Here is a 16712-nt window from a genome sequence, read left to right as displayed (position 1 = left end):
CGGTCACTTGCTCTCCTTCGAGGTCACTTCCACATCGAACCGCCCGTCGGTCACCCGCGCGTTCAGTACGTCGCCCGGCCGCACCTGGTCCAGCTGCCGGACCGCGGTCCCGTCGGCGAGCTGGAGCACGGAGTACCCGCGTTCGAGCGTCGCCTTGGGGGACAGGGCGCGCACACTCGCCAGCCGGTGCGCCACGTCGTCGCTCGCCCGGTCGAGGCGATGGGTCAGGGTGCGCCGGCTCCGGTCGACCAGCGCGGCGATCTCGTCCGACCGGCGGCGCAGGTCGCTCGTCGGCGCGGCCAGGGCCGGCCGGCTGCGGATCGCGGCCAGCGCGTGGAACTCCCGGTCCAGCCAGGCCGTGATCGCGCGGCGGCCCCGGTCGCGCAGGACCTGGACGCCGTCGAGCTCCTCGCGGACGTCGGGCACGATCCGCTTGGCCGCGTCGGTCGGGGTCGAGGCGCGCAGGTCGGCGACCAGGTCGAGCAAGGGGGAGTCCGGCTCGTGCCCGATCGCGCTGACCACCGGCGTCCGGGCCTGGGAGACCGCGCGGACCAGGCCCTCGTCCGAGAAGGGCAGCAGGTCCTCCAGCGAACCACCGCCACGGGCGATCACGATCACGTCGACCGACTCGTCCGCGTCCAGCCGGCGCAGCGCGGTCATTACGTCCCCGGCCGCCGACGGGCCCTGCACCGACGCGTACTCGATCCGGAACGCGACGGCCGGCCAGCGGCGCTTCGCGTTCTCCAGCACGTCCCGCTCGGCGGCGGAGTCACGGCCGCAGATCAGCCCGATCGTGTGCGGCAGGAACGGCAGCTTCTTCTTCCGGTACGCCGCGAACAGCCCCTCGGCGCCGAGCAACTGCTTCAGCCGCTCGATCCGGGCCAGCAGCTCGCCGATCCCGACGTGCCGGATCTCGCTCACCGCCAGCGCCAGCGTGCCGCGCCGGGCGAAGAAGTTCGGCTTGGCGAACACGACCACCCGGGACCCGTCCGTGACCGGCGGGTCGACGGCCTCGAACACCCGGCGGTTGCAGGTGATCCGCAGCGAGATGTCCGCGTCGGTGTCGCGCAGGGTGGCGAACACCGTGGTCGTCCCGCGGTTGGCCGAGACGTCGGTCAGCTGGCCCTCGACCCAGACCGCGCCGAGCTGGTTGATCCAGCCGGCGATCCCGTTCGCGATCGTGCGAACGGCCGCGGGCGCGTCCGGGGAGGTTTCCAAAGCCACCCCCAGACCCTACGACCCCGCGCCGACAAACCCCGGGACGCCATACCTTGGGCCGATGCGTCCCTACCTGTTGCTCGACGTCGACGGCCCGCTCAATCCCGACCGCGCGACCACCCCGCCCCCGGGGTACGAGGCCCACCACCTTCGCGAGGGCGACAAGACCTGGGACGTCCTGATGAACCCGGGCCACGGCGAACTTATCACCGCGCTCGCCGAGGTCTACGACCCGATCTGGGCCACCGGTTGGGAGCACGGCGCGAACCGGTTGCTCGCTCCCCGCATCGGGCTGCCCGAGTTCCCGGTGATCACCTGGCCAGAGGGCGCGATCGGCGCCGGCTCCGGCAGCCTGTGCTGGAAGACGAGGCACGTGGCGCAGTGGGTCGACCGGCCGTTCGCGTGGATCGACGACGAGATCTCCGACGCGGACACCGCGTACCTCGAGGCCCAGGGCGTGCCCGCCCACTACCTCCACCTGGTCGACTCGGCGATCGGTCTGACGGCGGAGGACTGCGCGACGGTCAGGGAGTGGGCCGCCCGGCTCGGATGAGGTGGCCGACGAGCTGTTCCAGGGCGTTGTCGGGGAGTACGCCGGGGAGGGTGAGCGATTCGAGCATGAGACCGCCCATCGCCAGGTAGAGCAGCAGTGGGTCGCCGGGCAGGCCGTGATCGCGGTGGAGCTGGACGTTCTCGTCCAGGTTCGCGCGGACCCTGGTGGTCAGCGCTTCCTGGAGCTCCGGGCGCCGGGTGGCTTCCAGACGGAGCTCGAGCAGGGCGAGGTAGCCCGTGCGGTCCTCGGTGAGGCGCTGCCGGAGCAGGCGGAGCAGATCGGTGAGGAACTCGGCCGACGGCGGCTGGTCGAGGTCGGTGGGGTCGGGGCCGAGCCGGTCGTGGATGCGCAGGCCGGCCTGGAGGAGCAGGGCGTCCCGGTTGGTGAAGTAGTTCGACGCCGTGCCCGCCGGTACGCCGGCCGCCTGGTCCACCGAGCGGAAGGTGAGTCCGCGAGCGCCGTCGGACGCGAGCACCTCGATCGCGGCGTCGACCAGCGCTGTCCGTCGTTCCGGGTTGCTCCGCATCGTCCTACCCTTCCAGTTTGGAAACCACTATGGTCAGAGTACTATGCTCGGAGTGGTTATCGCTTCTCGAAGGGACAAGGCATGCGCGAACTGACGTACTTCATCGCCTCGACGCTGGACGGGTACGTCGCGGACCCGAGCGGCGGCGACCCCACCGACACCAGTCCAGGCGGGTTCTTCCTCGCCCAGGGCGACCACTCCGAGCCGCTGCTCACCGCGTACCCGGAGACGGTGCCGGGCGCGGTCCGCGAGTACCTCGGCCTGGACGCGGAGAACAGGGTGTTCGACACCGTGCTGATGGGCCGCAACACCTGGGAGGTCGGCAAGTCCCACGGCACCACGAACCCGTACCCGCGGCTGCGGAGCTACGTGTTCACGCGGACCGCGCAGAGCCCGGATCCGGCCGTCGAGTTCGTTGCCGACGACCCGGTCGAGGTCGTCCGCGAGCTGAAACGCCAACCAGGACTGGGGATCTGGCTCTGCGGGGGTGGCCGGCTGGCCGAGACGCTGTGGCCGGAGATCGACCGGCTGGTGGTCAAGGTGAACCCGGTCGTGATCGGGGCCGGGGTCAAGCTGTTCGACGGTGGCGCCTTCGACGTCCGGCGGCTCGAACTGACCGATCACCAGGTGTACGGGAGCGGGGTCGCCGTGCTGACGTATCGCCAGGCCTGACGCGGAAAATCCTTTGATCACAAGGGCTTTGCGGCCGCATCATGGAGGCATCGCATCACCTCCTGGTCAGGAGCCGCCCGGACAGGGCGGGCGGCTCTTCGACTGCGCCCGGCCGTGGCGTGACGTGGGCCACGGTGGCGGGGTGGCCACGGCAGGCCCCGTACCATGGGTGCCGTGACTGCCCAGACCGAAACCACCGGACCGACCGCCGTACGGACCAAGCGGGTGTTGCTGGCCGCCCCGCGTGGGTACTGCGCCGGCGTGGACCGGGCCGTCGTCGCGGTCGAGAAGGCCCTCGACCTGTACGGGCCACCGGTCTACGTGCGCAAGGAGATCGTGCACAACAAGCACGTCGTGCAGACCCTGCAGGCGCGCGGCGCGATCTTCGTCGACGAGACCGACGAGGTCCCCGAGGGCGAGACCGTGATCTTCTCCGCCCACGGCGTCGCGCCGGTCGTGCACGAGGAGGCGGCCGCCCGGCAGCTGAAGACGATCGACGCCACCTGCCCGTTGGTCACCAAGGTGCACCACGAGGCGAAGCGGTTCGCCGCCTCCGACCACGACATCCTGCTGATCGGTCACGAGGGCCACGAGGAGGTCATCGGGACCAGCGGCGAGGCGCCGGAGCACGTCCACCTGGTCGACGGTCCGGGCGACGTCCCGAACGTCGAGGTCCGGGACCCGGCCAAGGTGGTCTGGCTGTCCCAGACCACGCTGTCGGTGGACGAGACGATGGAGACCGTCAAGCGGCTCCGGGAGAAGTTCCCGCTGCTGCAGGACCCGCCGAGCGACGACATCTGCTACGCCACCCAGAACCGGCAGGCCGCGGTGAAGAAGCTCGCGCCCGCCGCCGACCTGATGATCGTGGTCGGCTCCCGCAACTCGTCGAACTCGGTCCGCCTGGTCGAGGTCGCGCTCGAGCACGGCGCCAAGGCCGGGTACCTGGTCGACTTCGCCGAGGAGATCGACGAGGCCTGGCTGGAGGGCGTCGACTCGGTCGGCCTGAGCAGCGGCGCGAGCGTGCCGGAGATCCTGGTCCGCGACGTGATCACCTGGCTCGCCGACCGCGGGTACGCCGAGGTCCAGGAGGTCACCACCGCCGAGGAGAGCCTCACCTTCGCCCTCCCCAAGGAACTCCGCACCGATCTGAAGGCCGCCGGCCTCCCCACCACCGGCACCTCGGACCACGCCCTGTACCAGCGCTGACGCACCGCCCGGCTCACACCGGGCGGCGCGCGGTTCCTACGGACTGGGCGAGGTCTTCGGTTTCACTGTCAGCTTGGTGGTGGCGACCGCCTCCTGCGCACCGTCCGGCCCGCAGTACACGACCTTGTACGTGAACGTGTAGGTGCCGGCCTTCTTGTAGGTGTGCGGTTCCCGGGTCGGCCCGCTGCCGGAGCCGCTGATCCGCCGGGACGCGCCGTCGCAGGTCAACAGCCCGCCGTTGGCGCCCCCTGGGATCGACCCGTCGCCCCAGTCGTACCCGGTCATCCAGACGTTGTTCCGCCAGACCGGGTCGACCGGTTTGGTCTTGCCGGTGCTCTCGATCACCGGGACCAGGAGCGACCCCGACTCGCGGAGCGTCATCGACACCTCGAGCCCGTCGATCGAAGGCTCCACGGAGACCCTGACCCGGACCGGCTTCGGTGCGGGCGTACCGCTCGTCTCCGGGGACGGCGGTGCGGTGGTGCTGTTCTCGGTGCTCGGCTCGGTGGTGCGGGTCGAGGGGATGACGGGTGGTTTCGCCGTCTTCCGGGTCGTCGGTGCGGTCGTCGGAGGGGTCGTCGCGGTCGGGGAGGTGGGTGGGGCCGCGGTGATCACGGTGTTCGGGTGACTCGGACTCTTGGTGATCGGGGGCGCGGAGTCGGTGCCGGTCATGTTGCCGGCGGCAACGGCTACCACGGCGACGGCGGTGACCGCGAGGGTGACTGCTCCGGTCGCGCGCCGGCGGCGGATGGTGCGGACCCGGGTGAAGACGGCCTCGGCCGGATCGCCGGTCGGTACCGGCTGGTCGGTCACCAGGTCGTGCAGGCGCTGCTTCAGGTCATCGGTCATTGCTCTGCCCTCCGGTCGGAGCGGCGGTGGTCAGGGGATCGTCGGCGAGCAGGTGGTGGTCGCGCAGTTTCGCCAGGCCACGGGAGATCGTGCTCTTCACGGTGCCGACCGAGCAGCCCATGATCCGCGCGGTCTCCGCGTCCGGCAGGTCCTCGAAGAAGCGCAGGACAAGCGCCGCCCGGGTCCGCCGGGGCAGGGTGTCGAGCGCGCGGAGCAGCCGGTCCCGGTCGTCGACGGTGCCGAACTCCGACGGTGCGGCCGGCTCGGGCAACGACTCGGTCGGGGTCTCGCCCTTCCACTTGCGCCGCCACCACTGGGTACTGGTGTTCACCATCACGGTGCGCGTGTAGCTCTCCAGTGCACCGGTGCTACGTAACCCCTTGCGGTGGAACCACACCTTCGCCAGGGACGCCTGCACCAGGTCCTCGGCGGAGTGCCAGTTTCCGGTCAGCAGGTAGCCGAACCGTTGTAGTGCCGAGAACCGTCCAGTGACGAACTCGGCGAACTCGTGATCCAGTCCTGGATCCATTCCCGCCCCCTGCCCCCTTGGCGGCGGGCCACCGTGGCCCGCTCGCTCAGAGCATGGGATGAGCGGGGCCGGGAGAAAGGTTGAGGCGTTGCCGGAAAGTGATCAGCCCGCGGCCGCGTCGTACTCGCGCTGGGCCGTCGTGATCGCGGCCATGTGCGCCTCGGCCCAGTCGCTGACCGCGGTGATCGGCTCGATCAGCGAGCGGCCCAGCGGCGTCAGGGTGTAGACGACCCGCGGCGGGACCTCGGCGAACACCTCCCGGGTGATCAGGCCGTCGCGCTCGAGCCGGCGCAGGGTCTGGGTGAGCACCTTGGGCGCGACCTTGCCGATGCCCTCGCGCAACTGGGTGAAGCGGAGCGGGCCGTCGCGGAGCAGCAGCACCGTCAGCACCGTCCACTTGTCGCCGATCCGGTCCAGGATCAGCCGCGTCGGGCAGGCCGGATCGAAGACGTCGCCCTGGAGGAAGTCAACAGTAACCACTAGGTACTTATAGCACGTTGAAGTAGCCGGTAACCAATGGTTACTGTTCACGGCACGCTCTCCCCATGGAAGGAACACAATGAAGATCGCGGTGTACGGAGCCACCGGCATGGTCGGCAGCCGGGTAGCGGCCGAGGCAGCGAACCGGGCCCACCAGGTCACCGGCGTCACCCGCTCCGGCGGCGACCTGCCGGCCGGTGTCCAGGCGGTTCGCAGTGACGCGGGCGACCGGGAGTCGGCGAAGGAACTCCTCAGCCAGGCCGAGGTCGCGGTGGTCGCCACCGGCCCGAGCCGGACCGGCGGCGACCCGCAGGACTACCTCGACGCCGTCGACGTACTGATCGCCGTCGCCCGCGAGACCGGGACCCGGCTGTACTTCGTCGGCGGCACCGGCAACCTGGTGATCGACGGGCAGCGGGTCGTCGACTCGCCCGGTTTCCCCGCGGAGTACCGGACCGAGTCGCTCACCGTCGCGACCGGCCTGGAGAAGCTGCGCGCGACCGGCGAGGACGTGGACTGGACGATGCTGTCACCCGCGTACGTGATCCAGCCGGGCGAGCGGACCGGGAAGTTCCGCCTCGGCCTGGACGAGCCGATCGGCGAGACCATCTCCGCCGAGGACTACGCGGTCGCCCTGCTCGACGAGATCGAGCAGCCCGCCCACCGCCGGCAGCGCTTCACTCTGGGGTACTGAGCCGCGGGTGGTTCGCGTACGCGGTGAGGACGACAGGCCAGCCGGAGTCGTAGTTCTGCCGCATCCGGGCGCCGTCCGGGCGGAGTTCCCAGCCGGTGTGGGTCAACTCGACCTCGGTGCCGTCGCCGGTCGGCGTGAACCGGACCGTGACCTGGCCGGCCTGCGTGGGGTCGGTCCCGGGGTGCCAGCTGAAGTTCACCGAGGTCGGTGGGTTCCAGGTGGACACGGTGCCCCAGGTGCCGACCGGCCCGTCCGCGGTGTACTCCACGATCTGGCCGCCGACCGTGCCTTCGAACCGGACGTCGGTGGCCTGCTCGGCCGCGATCGAGTGGGACGCGAGCGGCCACCAGCGGCCCAGCTCGGCCGTGAACAGCTCGAACGCCCGCTCCGGTGTCGTCGGCACCACGACCGTTTTCACCAGCGGCGCCAGTTCCTGCTCGATGCTCATCGCCCTTTCCCTTCGGTCTGCCGGACGTGGTCGGCGAACGCGTCGAGCGCCTCGTCCCAGAAGGAGTCCAGCCAGCCCCGCAGCGAGGCGAGCCCGGTGCGGTCGACGCGGTAGATGTTGCGGGTGCCCCGCGGTTCGTACTCGACCAGCCCGGCCCCGCCGAGCACCTTGAGATGCTGCGAGATGGCCGGCCGGCTGACCGGGACCCGCCCGGCCAGCCCGGTCACCGAACTCGGTCCGTGCCGGCGCAGCGTGTCCAGGATCGCCCGCCGGGTCGGATCCCCGAGCGCGTCGAGTACGGTGCCTGCTTGGTAAGTCCCCACGAACGGTAAGTTGCCACTGACGGTTGCTCCCGTCAAGAGGCTGGCAGCATCCGGTCGGTAGACCTCCGCGCTGACCGACCAGGACAGACCGGACCCGGTCCCGCGCGCGGGGCGGTGCGCGCGGAACCGGGCGGGCGGATTCCGGGGTGGTCGGTCAGTTGAAGGGGTCGAGGGTGATGGACGCCTGCCGCGGGTCACCGTCGTGGACGAGCGACTCGTGGTTGCCGACGTCGTCGAAGGCGAACGCGTACGCCTTGCCGTCGGCCATCCGGTCGTGGATCAGCCGGGCGTAGTGGTTGGTGACGGCGTCGGAGTAGAAGCCGTTCGCGTTCGGGTCGGGCTGGTTGCTGTTGGTCAGCAGGGTGGACCGGTTGTAGCCGGCGCACAGCGTCCGCGAGATCGGTCCGCGGACCAGGTCGTTCGGTGCGTCGAGCAACTTCGCACAGCCGAAGATGCTGGCCGAGTCGGGCTTCTGGAACGACGTGACCACGGTGCCGCCGCCGTCGGTGAAGTTCATGACGTTCCCGGACACCTTGCCGTAGTACTTGGTGTTCGGCTGGTCCCCGAACGGCGTCACGGTGAGCGTCTCCGAGCTGTACTTCGACCACACCCGGTTGACGTAGTCGTCCATCGCGGACGCGGGCAACGCGCCGACCTCGACGCCGTACGTCGGGGCGAGAGCACGCAGGACCGTGCCGTCGGACGCGGTCTGGATCAGGTTCGACCAGCCGCCGGAGTGGCCGCGGAGCGCGTCGAAGAATCCCTTGTAACCGCCGGACTTCAGGTGGCCGGTGGTCTTGGTCGAGCCGTCCGCGAGTTGCACGCCGACGGCGTACGGGGCGGAGAACATGTCGACCTGGGTGCTGTTGATCCACAGGCCGGAGTCGTTCAGCGTGTACTCGGTCCAGTTGAACAGGATGTTCCGGTTCGGGTCGTCCTGGTTCTGCACCGCGGGCTGGACCAGACCACCGGTGGTCAGCTTGAACACCAGCTTCTGGCCGTAGGAGAAGTAGACCCGGCCGGAGAACTTCGGCATCCGGACCGTGATCGACTGGCCGTCGGCCGGTCCGGCGATCGACGCGTCCGGCGCCGGGGTGGGCGGGTTGCCGCCCGCGGGCCAGGCATGGAAGTTGCCGTCGGCATCGGCCCAGCCCTGCTGGCCGGTGGCCAGGTTGGTGCCGAGGTTGTAGATGTACGCCGGGCCGGCGCGGCCCGAGTTGTTCGAGATCTTCAGCGGAATGGTCGCCGGAACGGCGTCGGCCGGGGCGGCCACCAGCGTGGTCAGCCCGGCCGCGACCGTCGCGGCCGCGGCGAGAACCGCGCAGAGTTTCGATCGGATGCGCACTTGCTCCTCCTCAGGTTTGTCCCGTCGAGAGAAGGCGGAGCACCGGGGACGACCTGGGCCGGCGGCCGCGCGTCACCAGAGCGCGACCCCGGCCGGTCGTTGGCAGGGCGGTGCCCACGAGTCGGCCGGCGAGGGACGGTGGAGATCACCGGCCGAATGTGAGAGCGCTCTCATCGTTTCGGCCGCGTCCGGCGATGTCAAGGGCGACGCCGTGTCGGATTTCCGACGGCGGCCCGGCGCGCCGGGTACCGTGCCTGGTTGGCCGGACCGGCGAGGGCGAGGAGATGGCGGAGTGGACGTCGATGCGGCGAAGGTCTGCGCGGTCTTCGGTCTGCCGGAGCCGTCGGGCCCACTCGAACTCGTCCAGCACACGGTGAGCCGGACCTGGCGGCTCGACGTGGGGGAGCGGGCATACTTGGTCAAGGAGATCTGGCCGGACGAGGATCCCTTCTGGGCCGGGCAGTTGGTCGACCGGATGGCGTACGCGGACCGGGCTGCCGAGGCCGGAGTACGGCAGCCGCGGTTGGTGCGGCCGGAGCCTTCGGTTGCCTTTGGCAACGGGGCGCGGATCGACGGGCGCGGCTGCTATCGGGTCTTCGAGTGGATCGAGCGGACCCGCGAGCTCGACGCCTCGGACGACGCCTGGGTGGTGGCGACGCTGGCCACGTTGCACGAGCTCGAGCGCGCACCTGCGGATGAGGTGCGGCCGAGGTACTACGGGCTGTACGACCGGGAGACCTGGACGGACTGGATCCGCTTCGGCGCCGGCCACGGGCGGTCCTGGATCGAGGTCGCGGCCCGGGTGATCGACGAGGTGCGGCGGCTGACCGATGAGCTGGCCGAGGCGTACGAGCATGCTCCGGACCGGGTGATCACGCATGGCGACTTCGTACCCTCGAACGTGCTCTGCGATCCGGACGGGCCGATCCTGATCGACTGGGAGGCGGCCGGTCCGGAGTCCGCGCTGCACGAGGCGGGAGACACGTTGTTCAAGGTGATCGGAGGGGACGAGGTACGGCTGCGCGCGGCGCTGCGGGCGTACGGGATATCGGCACGCGGGCGGAGTACGGAGTTGTTCGACCGGGTGATCGGCGGTCGGCTCGCGAATCTCACCGAACTGCTCAAGGCCGACGTCGCCGGCGAACCCATGACCGGGTGGAAGGCTCAGGTCGAACGACGGGACGAGCGGATCGCCGAGGAGCTGGTGGCGCTGCCCGGGTACGCGGCTGAGCTGCGGGAGCTGAGCCGGCGGTTGCTCGCTGGGTGATCGACCGGTTCGTCAGCCGGGTCGTCGGCGTAGTCGACCGCGTGGTCGTCAGCCGGTCTGGGAGTCGAAGCCGGGCAGGGGTGGTGGGGTGTCGCGCTGGGTCCGGTCGACCGGCTGGGTCGGGATCCACCGGCGGGTCGGGTTGTCGGCCTCGTCGAGCGCGAGCAGCTCGGGTGCGGTGAGCGGGCGGACCGAGGCCTCGATGCTCTCCATCGCCTCCAGCTCGGCCTCGGTGACGTGCAGCTCGCGGAGCTTCCGGGCGGTGATGAAGACGCGGTTCTCGAACGAGCCGACGGTCCGGTTGTACGCGTCGACGGCCGAGGTGAGCGAGCGGCCGACCCGGCCGAGGTGGTCGCCCATCGTGCCGAGCCGCTCGTACAGTTCGCGGCCGAGGTCGAACACCTGCTGCGCCGATTCGGTCAGGGCGGACTGGTTCCACGCGTACGCGGCGGCGCGCAGGGTGGCGATCAGGGTCGTCGGCGTGGCCAGGATGACGCGGCGCTCCGCGGCGTACTCGAGCAGGCCCGGCTCGATGTCGAGGGCGGCGGACAGGAACGATTCGCCCGGGACGAACAGGATGACGAACTCGGGCGTCGACGGCAGCCGGGACCAGTACGCCTTGCCGGACAGCTGGTCGACGTGGGTCCGCAGGTGCCGGGCGTGGGCGCGCAGCCGGTCCTCGCGGAAGTCGGCGTCGTCGGTCTCGGCCGCCTCCAGGAACGCGGCCAGCGGGACCTTCGAGTCGACCACCAGGTTCTTGCCCTCGGCCAGCCGGACCACCAGGTCGGGGCGGAGCAGGCCGTCGTCGGTGACGGTCGACGTCTGCTCGGTGAAGTCGCAGTGCGCGACCATCCCGGCCAGCTCGACCGTCCGGCGCAGGTGCAGCTCGCCCCAACGGCCCCGGACCTGCGGTTTGCGCAGCGCGGTCGAGAGCGACGCGGTCTCCCGGCGGAGTGCCTCGCCGCTCATCCGCACCTCGTTGACCTGCTGATGCAACTGGGACTGCCAGGCGGCGCGGCCCTTCTCCAGCTGGGTGAGCTGGGCGTGCAGGCGATCCAGCGCGTCCTTCACGACGGCCTGGCCGGACATCTGCTGACCGACCGACTGCCGCTCCTGCGTCAGCTCCACCACCCGGTCCTCGGCGGCGTCCCGCTCAGCGGTCACCCGGGCCAGAGTGGCGCCGTCCCGCCCTCGGACCCAGAGCATGCCGAACACCACGCCGAGCCCCACCCCGACAAGGAGGAAAACCAACAACAGCAACACCGTCGTACCGGTCATGCCACAGACAGTGACACACCCGACCGACAGTTTCCGCCGACCGACTCACTCGACCAGGAGTTCGCGCCGCATCCGGCGCAGCCGCAGCCGGGTCGTCCGGGAGCGCCGGTTCGGGATCTCGAGGTCGGCCACCATCGCCGCCGTCAGCAGCTCGAACGACACCTCGTGCGCGTGCGCCAGCGGGCGGTTGGCGCCCGGTTCCCGACGCTCGACGGCCGCGTACCACTCGACCTCGGCCTCGCCGACCCGCCGCAACGAGGCGACCCACTCGGTCCAGACCGCCGTCGAGGCGAACAGCCGGACCTGCGACGTCAGTTCGAGCGGCTTGCGCCGGTCGCCCGTGGTCCCTTCGAAGACCTCCCGTTGCCGCTCCATCAACGTGTCGAGCATCGTCAGGTACAGCTTCTCGACGCGGGCATGGTGCCGCGCCTCCCGGCCTTGGAGAGCGCCGGAGCGGTACGTCCAGTACATGCCGGCCAGGCCGAGCACGTAGGGCCCGGCCTCCTTCACCAGGTCCACGGCGAGGCTCATGGTCCAAGGTTACGGGCCTTGCCGGAAGTCAGCAGGTCATGGCCGGGAAGGTGTAGCCCTGGGCCTTGAGGAGGGGGAGGACCTTGTCGAGGGCGGCGGCGGTCTGGGTCCGGTCGCCGCCGCCGTCGTGCAGCAGGATGATGTTGCGGCGATGGGCGTGGTGGAGGATGTTGTCGACGATGGCCGTCACGCCCGGCCGCTTCCAGTCGCGTGGGTCGACGTCCCAGAGCACCTGGCTCATCCCGGCCGCCGCGATGTCGGCGCGGACCTTCGGGTTCGAGGCGCCGTACGGCGGGCGGAAGCACTTGGACCGCGGTCCGTCGAAGATCTCGTGCCGGCGTTTCGCGGCCGGCAGCGCGGTGAGCTGGGCGTGGCTGATCGAGTGACTGCCGATGGTGTGGCCATCGGCAAGGATCTGCTCGCGCAGTCCCGGGTGCTCGGCCTGCATCCTGCCGAGCTGGAAGAACGTAGCGTGTGCGCCGTGCTTGCGGAGGATCTGCAGGATGCGCGGCGTCCAGACCGGGTCCGGGCCGTCGTCGAAGCTCAGGAACAGCACCTTCTTGTTGCCTGCAGCAAGCGATGCGGTGGGATCGGCGACCGGTTGTTCGGGTTTCCCGGACGGCGTTCGAGTGGGCGTGGTCGTCGGCGTGGAGGATGCGGCCGTCGTCGGTGGTGCGGCCGGGGTGCTCTGTGAGGCGACGGCCGGGCGCGGTGGGCGGGTGTGGTTCAGCGCGACCGTGGCCAGTCCGCCGACCACGAGCGCGGCGGCCACCACGGTACCGATGACGGTTGCGAGCTTGCGGGACATGGCTCTCCCCTCCGATCAGGCGGATTCCCCAGTGCTCCCCCTCAGGAGCCACGTTCTGGAAGACGCCTCACCCCGGAGGCCGGTTGGCATCCTCGTGTTGCAGTGAGATCTCGGTCGTTGACGGGTCAGTCGCCGCCGGCGTCGCGACGGTCGCCGCGGTACCCCGGTGGTACAGCCGGCCCTCCAGCGACTTCACGCTCGCGACCAGGACGAAGCTCATGCTGACCAGCAACGCCCACGCGCCGAACTTCGCCGGATGGACGAGCCGCCACACGTTCACCTGGTCGGGGTAGTTCCACGCGTCCAGGAACGTGCCGGCGTTCTCCGCGATCCACAGGAAGAACCCGATCAGGACGAACGCGACCGCCAGCGGCATCCGGTACCGGCGGGTGCCGACCGTGTAGAAGACCCAGGTCCGCCGTAACGCGATCAGCAGGCCGGCCGCGATCGGTACCCGCAGGTCCATGGTCCAGTGGTGGGTGAAGAAGTTCGCGTAGATCGCCAGCGCGAGCACCGTGGTCGGCACCGGCCGGTAGCCGCTCACCCGCAGGTCGAACCGCCGCCACGCCTGACAGAGATAGCTGCCGACCGCGGCGTACATGAACCCGGCGAACAGCGGGACGCCTCCCACCTTCGTCCAGGCGTCGCCCGGGTACTGCCAGGACCCGACCTGGACCTTGAACAGTTCGAGCCCGAGACCGACCAGGTGGAACGCGAGGATCACGGCGACCTCGCGCCACGTCTCCAGGCCGACCACCAGGAACAACGCGGTGAGCGCGACGCAGTACAGCAGCAGCGCGTCGTACCGGGGGATGGGGAGGTCGACGTACTGCGAGACGGCCAACGCGGCGAAGAGCGCGATCGGGAAGAGGCAGGAGACCAGTTCGAGCCACCCGAAGCGGAGCAGTTGGAGGGAGCCGGACACGACGCGTGACGGAACGGGATGGGTGGGTCGGCGACGGGTCACAGTCGTACGACGCGGGATCGCGGACCCGGGTTCGGAGGCGGCGGATTGGGGTTGACCGGGTCCGGGCGCGTAACCTTGACGCCCGTGGCACTCACCATCGGAATCGTCGGGCTCCCGAACGCGGGCAAGTCGACCCTCTTCAACGCGCTGACCAAGAACAACGTGCTCGCGGCGAACTACCCGTTCGCGACGATCGAGCCCAACGTCGGCGTGGTCGGCGTCCCGGACAACCGGCTGGGCAAGCTGGCCGAGATGTTCTCCTCGGCCAAGGTGATCCCGGCCACGGTCCAGTTCGTCGACATCGCCGGGATCGTCCGCGGTGCGTCCGAGGGGGAGGGGCTGGGCAACAAGTTCCTCAGCCACATCCGCGAGTCGGACGCGATCTGCCAGGTGACCCGGGTGTTCCGCGACGACGACGTCACCCACGTCGACGGCAAGGTGTCGCCCGCCGACGACATCTCCACGATCCAGACCGAGCTGATCCTGGCCGACCTGCAGACCGTCGAGAAGGCGATCCCGCGGCTGGAGAAGGAAGCCCGGCTGAAGAAGGAGAGCGCCGTCACCCTGGAGGCGGTCCGGGAGGCGCAGAAGCACCTCGAGGCCGGCACGCCGATCATCGCCACCTCGGTGGACCGCGACGCGATCCGCGAGCTGATGCTGATGACGGCCAAGCCGTACCTGTTCGTCTTCAACTGCGACGCCGACGAACTGGCCGACGAGGAGCTGAAGTCGAAGATGCGCGACCTGGTCGCCCCGGCCGAGGCGATCTTCCTGGACGCCAAGTTCGAGGCCGAACTGGTCGAGCTCGGTGACGAGGACGAGGCCCGCGAGATGCTCGCCGAGATGGGCATCGACGAACCCGGCCTGGACGTCCTGGCCCGGGTCGGCTTCGACACCCTCGGCCTGCAGACCTACCTCACCGCCGGCCCGAAGGAATCCCGCGCCTGGACCATCAAGCGCGGCGCCACCGCCCCCGAAGCGGCCGGCGTCATCCACACCGACTTCCAGCGCGGCTTCATCAAGGCCGAGATCGTCTCCTTCGAAGACCTGATGGAAGCCGGCTCGATGACCGCCGCCAAGTCCGCCGGCAAGGTCCGCATGGAGGGCAAGGACTACATCATGTCCGACGGCGACGTCGTGGAGTTCCGCTTCAACGTCTGACCGCTTCGTAGAGTCCGCTTCCCGTTCGAGGCCCGCCCGCCGTCGACTGCCGATGCTCCTCTCTAAGGGCCGACAGAGTCGCCATTAAGGGATATAATGACGCAGGGAGTCGTCATTAATGGATGTGGAGTGACCATGGCCAAGAGTTCCGAGCCTGCCAGAACTCGGCTCAGTGCCCAGCGTATCGGTGCGCACCTGACCACTTGGCGCAAGCTCCAGAGTCTGACGGCTGAGCAAGTCGCGGACCGAGCGGGGATCTCCAGAGATACCCTGCGTCGGCTGGAAAAGGGTGAGACCACCGTCGGGATCGCTGTGTTCCTCAATGTCGCGCGTGTCCTGGGCACCCTCGATCGCGTCGTCGAGGCATTGGACCCCTACGAGACTGCCGTGGGCCGCGCCCGCGCCGACACGACCCTTCCGAAAAGAGTCAGGCCTTGACCGACTCGGTCCTCGTGAGCGTCGAACTGAATGGCCGGACAGTCGAGGTCGGGACCGCATACTTCACGCGCAGGCAAGGCGTGACCTCGACCTCGTTCCGCTATTCCGAGGAGTACCTGGCGCGACCAGGTGCGTACTCGATCGATCCTGCTATGCCGCTGCTGAAGGGCAACTATGCGCCGGCCGGTCTGCCAGGTGCTTTCGCTGACTGCTCGCCTGACAGGTGGGGTAAGAACCTCATCTCCAAGACGATTCGCGCTCAGGCGCTTCGCGATGGGCGCACGGCTCCTTCTGTGGGGGACGTCGACTATCTCCTGGGCGTCAGCGACCTGACGCGACAAGGTGCGTTGCGCTTCCGTCAGGAACATGATGGCCAGTTCCTCCATCAGGGTCTCGACGTCCCCAAGCTCATCGAGCTACCGAGACTACTTCGAGCGGCAGATGACGTGGCTCAAGACGCAGACGACATGTCTGCCGTCAAAGATCTTCTCGATGCCGGATCCGGCTCGCTGGGAGGTGCTCGCCCGAAGGCATCGGTCCGTGACGAGAGACGACTGCTCATTGCCAAGTTCCCTCACCACAGCGATGAATGGGATGTGATGGCGTGGGAGAAGACTGCCCTGGATCTGGCTGAACGCGCCGGAATCGATACCCCCCACCGCGAGACGGCCGTGATCGACGGCAGAACGGTCCTGGTCCTGGAGCGTTTCGACCGGGACCAAGGGCGTCGCGTCGGATACATGAGTGCCATGACGATGGTCGAAGGACGAGACGGCAGCCCGGGAGACTATCTCGAGGTGGCTGAGACCCTGACCGAGTTCAGTTCACGCACCAGCGAAGACCTGCGTCAGTTGTGGCGCCGGATCGCTTTCTCGATAGCGATTCACAACACCGACGACCACCTTCGCAACCACGGCTTTCTGCGAGACGGCGCGGCCGGTTGGCGCTTCTCCCCGATCTTCGACGTGAATCCAGATCCGGATGGGGCCGCGCAACGAGTCACCGGGATCGGCGGAGCGCATCGGCGCGAGGACGAACTCGACGGTCTCATGACCTACGCCGGATCGTTTCGTGTCACCACCGTCGATGCTCGGCAGATCCTCCGGGACGTGCTCGACGCCACCGCTGATTGGCAACGTGTTGCTACCGGCAACGGCATAGCGAAGAGCGAACTACCTCGTTTCCACGACGCCTTCGAAGGTCTCAGACGGCCACTGAGCGACCTCGCTCATTGAGCCTGAGGGGCTCAGGCTGTGTGGAGGCCGAGTTCGTGGCCGTCCGGGTCGGCCAGTACGACGAACTTGGTACCAAGGCGCCGCCGGGCTCCGTGCGGACCTCGCGGTCGAGCAGCCCGATCCAAAGGTTGCCCGGTCTCCGGGAACGCTTGCCTCCGCCCGGGGATAGGCTGATCCGGCAATT

20 protein-coding genes are annotated in these 16712 nt (G+C 69.4%); 8 read left to right on the top strand and 12 right to left on the bottom strand.

All coding sequences use genetic code 11. The features are described 5' to 3' along the window. Window positions 1–3: 3 nt before the first annotated feature. Window positions 4–1224, bottom strand: coding sequence for an exodeoxyribonuclease VII large subunit (gene xseA / locus FB561_RS35925; RefSeq protein WP_145814541.1), 1221 nt, complete (start codon window positions 1222–1224; stop codon window positions 4–6). Window positions 1225–1279: 55 nt separating this feature from the next. Here xseA and FB561_RS35920 point away from each other — a divergent pair, with 55 nt between their 5' ends. Next, complete coding sequence (locus FB561_RS35920; protein WP_145814540.1) at window positions 1280–1771, top strand: HAD domain-containing protein; 492 nt, start codon at window positions 1280–1282, stop codon at window positions 1769–1771. On the opposite strand, the gene FB561_RS35915 is transcribed toward FB561_RS35920, so the two are convergent. After that, window positions 1743–2297 carry a TetR/AcrR family transcriptional regulator gene (locus tag FB561_RS35915; RefSeq protein WP_145814539.1) on the bottom strand — a complete coding sequence of 185 codons (555 nt, stop codon included), beginning with the start codon at window positions 2295–2297 and terminating at the stop codon, window positions 1743–1745. The two genes, FB561_RS35920 and FB561_RS35915, sit on opposite strands and share 29 nt — an antisense overlap. A gap of 81 nt (window positions 2298–2378) precedes the next feature. Between FB561_RS35915 and FB561_RS35910 the strand changes: the two genes are divergently transcribed. Beyond that, on the top strand, window positions 2379–2969 hold the full coding sequence (locus FB561_RS35910) for a dihydrofolate reductase family protein (RefSeq protein WP_145814538.1): 591 nt from the start codon (window positions 2379–2381) through the stop codon (window positions 2967–2969). A gap of 165 nt (window positions 2970–3134) precedes the next feature. Next, a complete protein-coding gene (locus FB561_RS35905) occupies window positions 3135–4175 on the top strand; it encodes a 4-hydroxy-3-methylbut-2-enyl diphosphate reductase (RefSeq protein WP_145814537.1) in 1041 nt (346 codons plus the stop codon). 36 nt (window positions 4176–4211) lie between these two features. Here FB561_RS35905 and FB561_RS35900 read toward each other — a convergent pair whose 3' ends face one another. From FB561_RS35900 to FB561_RS35890, 3 genes are all read right to left on the bottom strand, one after another. Continuing rightward, window positions 4212–5024, bottom strand: a complete 813-nt coding sequence (locus FB561_RS35900) for a hypothetical protein (RefSeq protein ID WP_145814536.1) — start codon at window positions 5022–5024, stop codon at window positions 4212–4214. Continuing rightward, window positions 5014–5553 (bottom strand): SigE family RNA polymerase sigma factor, encoded by a 540-nt coding sequence (locus FB561_RS35895; protein ID WP_145814535.1) that lies wholly within the window; start codon window positions 5551–5553, stop codon window positions 5014–5016. Before FB561_RS35895 ends, FB561_RS35900 begins: the two co-directional genes overlap by 11 nt. Window positions 5554–5655: 102 nt before the next feature. Continuing rightward, the gene (locus tag FB561_RS35890) at window positions 5656–6033 is read right to left on the bottom strand and encodes a winged helix-turn-helix transcriptional regulator (RefSeq protein WP_238335322.1); all 378 of its coding nucleotides are present in this window, start codon (window positions 6031–6033) and stop codon (window positions 5656–5658) included. A gap of 79 nt (window positions 6034–6112) precedes the next feature. On the opposite strand from FB561_RS35890, the gene FB561_RS35885 reads away from it, so the two are divergent. Then, the gene (locus FB561_RS35885; RefSeq protein WP_145814533.1) at window positions 6113–6727 is read left to right on the top strand and encodes an NAD(P)-dependent oxidoreductase; all 615 of its coding nucleotides are present in this window, start codon (window positions 6113–6115) and stop codon (window positions 6725–6727) included. Here the strand turns inward: FB561_RS35885 and FB561_RS35880 are convergent. The 3 genes from FB561_RS35880 to FB561_RS35870 form a co-directional block, all read right to left on the bottom strand. Next, window positions 6711–7175: an SRPBCC domain-containing protein gene (locus FB561_RS35880; protein ID WP_145814532.1), complete on the bottom strand. Its 465-nt coding sequence runs from the start codon at window positions 7173–7175 to the stop codon at window positions 6711–6713. The genes FB561_RS35885 and FB561_RS35880 overlap by 17 nt on opposite strands. Beyond that, on the bottom strand, window positions 7172–7498 hold the full coding sequence (locus FB561_RS35875) for an ArsR/SmtB family transcription factor (RefSeq protein ID WP_145814531.1): 327 nt from the start codon (window positions 7496–7498) through the stop codon (window positions 7172–7174). Before FB561_RS35875 ends, FB561_RS35880 begins: the two co-directional genes overlap by 4 nt. A 154-nt stretch (window positions 7499–7652) precedes the next feature. Continuing rightward, on the bottom strand, window positions 7653–8843 hold the full coding sequence (locus tag FB561_RS35870) for a glycoside hydrolase family 64 protein (protein ID WP_145814530.1): 1191 nt from the start codon (window positions 8841–8843) through the stop codon (window positions 7653–7655). Between the two features lie 292 nt (window positions 8844–9135). Between FB561_RS35870 and FB561_RS35865 the strand changes: the two genes are divergently transcribed. Next, window positions 9136–10110, top strand: coding sequence for a phosphotransferase (locus tag FB561_RS35865; RefSeq protein ID WP_170284945.1), 975 nt, complete (start codon window positions 9136–9138; stop codon window positions 10108–10110). Between the two features lie 48 nt (window positions 10111–10158). On the opposite strand, the gene FB561_RS35860 is transcribed toward FB561_RS35865, so the two are convergent. The 4 genes from FB561_RS35860 to FB561_RS35845 all read right to left on the bottom strand — a co-directional run bounded on the left by FB561_RS35860 (window position 10159) and on the right by FB561_RS35845 (window position 13652). Then, a complete protein-coding gene (locus FB561_RS35860) occupies window positions 10159–11388 on the bottom strand; it encodes a DNA recombination protein RmuC (protein ID WP_145814528.1) in 1230 nt (409 codons plus the stop codon). A gap of 45 nt (window positions 11389–11433) precedes the next feature. Continuing rightward, entirely contained in the window at window positions 11434–11919 is a 486-nt protein-coding gene (locus FB561_RS35855) for a hypothetical protein (RefSeq protein ID WP_145814527.1), read from the bottom strand. 28 nt (window positions 11920–11947) lie between these two features. Beyond that, window positions 11948–12727, bottom strand: a complete 780-nt coding sequence (locus tag FB561_RS35850) for a polysaccharide deacetylase family protein (protein ID WP_145814526.1) — start codon at window positions 12725–12727, stop codon at window positions 11948–11950. Between the two features lie 67 nt (window positions 12728–12794). Next, a complete protein-coding gene (locus FB561_RS35845; protein WP_145814525.1) occupies window positions 12795–13652 on the bottom strand; it encodes a DUF817 domain-containing protein in 858 nt (285 codons plus the stop codon). 126 nt (window positions 13653–13778) lie between these two features. On the opposite strand from FB561_RS35845, the gene ychF reads away from it, so the two are divergent. The 3 genes from ychF to FB561_RS35830 all read left to right on the top strand — a co-directional run bounded on the left by ychF (window position 13779) and on the right by FB561_RS35830 (window position 16528). Continuing rightward, on the top strand, window positions 13779–14855 hold the full coding sequence (gene ychF, locus FB561_RS35840) for a redox-regulated ATPase YchF (protein ID WP_145814524.1): 1077 nt from the start codon (window positions 13779–13781) through the stop codon (window positions 14853–14855). Between the two features lie 135 nt (window positions 14856–14990). Then, complete coding sequence (locus FB561_RS35835) at window positions 14991–15293, top strand: helix-turn-helix domain-containing protein (protein ID WP_145814523.1); 303 nt, start codon at window positions 14991–14993, stop codon at window positions 15291–15293. Next, window positions 15290–16528 carry a type II toxin-antitoxin system HipA family toxin gene (locus FB561_RS35830; protein ID WP_145814522.1) on the top strand — a complete coding sequence of 413 codons (1239 nt, stop codon included), beginning with the start codon at window positions 15290–15292 and terminating at the stop codon, window positions 16526–16528. The genes FB561_RS35835 and FB561_RS35830 overlap by 4 nt, the downstream gene beginning before the upstream one ends. Window positions 16529–16712 lie beyond the last annotated feature (184 nt).

The sequence above is a fragment of the Kribbella amoyensis genome (assembly GCF_007828865.1).
Taxonomy (GTDB): Bacteria; Actinomycetota; Actinomycetes; order Propionibacteriales; family Kribbellaceae; genus Kribbella; species Kribbella amoyensis.
The sequence above is the reverse complement of the archived record's forward strand: the minus strand, read 5'-3'. Positions and strand labels throughout refer to the sequence as shown.

Coding starts and splice junctions, on each gene's coding strand:
- FB561_RS35920 (WP_145814540.1), top strand. CDS start 1,280: ATGCGTCCCTACCTGTTGCTCGACGTCGACGGCCCGCTCAATCCCGAC.
- FB561_RS35915 (WP_145814539.1), bottom strand. CDS start 2,297: ATGCGGAGCAACCCGGAACGACGGACAGCGCTGGTCGACGCCGCGATC.
- FB561_RS35910 (WP_145814538.1), top strand. CDS start 2,379: ATGCGCGAACTGACGTACTTCATCGCCTCGACGCTGGACGGGTACGTC.
- FB561_RS35905 (WP_145814537.1), top strand. CDS start 3,135: ATGGGTGCCGTGACTGCCCAGACCGAAACCACCGGACCGACCGCCGTA.
- FB561_RS35900 (WP_145814536.1), bottom strand. CDS start 5,024: ATGACCGATGACCTGAAGCAGCGCCTGCACGACCTGGTGACCGACCAG.
- FB561_RS35895 (WP_145814535.1), bottom strand. CDS start 5,553: ATGGATCCAGGACTGGATCACGAGTTCGCCGAGTTCGTCACTGGACGG.
- FB561_RS35885 (WP_145814533.1), top strand. CDS start 6,113: ATGAAGATCGCGGTGTACGGAGCCACCGGCATGGTCGGCAGCCGGGTA.
- FB561_RS35880 (WP_145814532.1), bottom strand. CDS start 7,175: ATGAGCATCGAGCAGGAACTGGCGCCGCTGGTGAAAACGGTCGTGGTG.
- FB561_RS35860 (WP_145814528.1), bottom strand. CDS start 11,388: ATGACCGGTACGACGGTGTTGCTGTTGTTGGTTTTCCTCCTTGTCGGG.
- FB561_RS35855 (WP_145814527.1), bottom strand. CDS start 11,919: ATGAGCCTCGCCGTGGACCTGGTGAAGGAGGCCGGGCCCTACGTGCTC.
- FB561_RS35850 (WP_145814526.1), bottom strand. CDS start 12,727: ATGTCCCGCAAGCTCGCAACCGTCATCGGTACCGTGGTGGCCGCCGCG.
- FB561_RS35835 (WP_145814523.1), top strand. CDS start 14,991: ATGGCCAAGAGTTCCGAGCCTGCCAGAACTCGGCTCAGTGCCCAGCGT.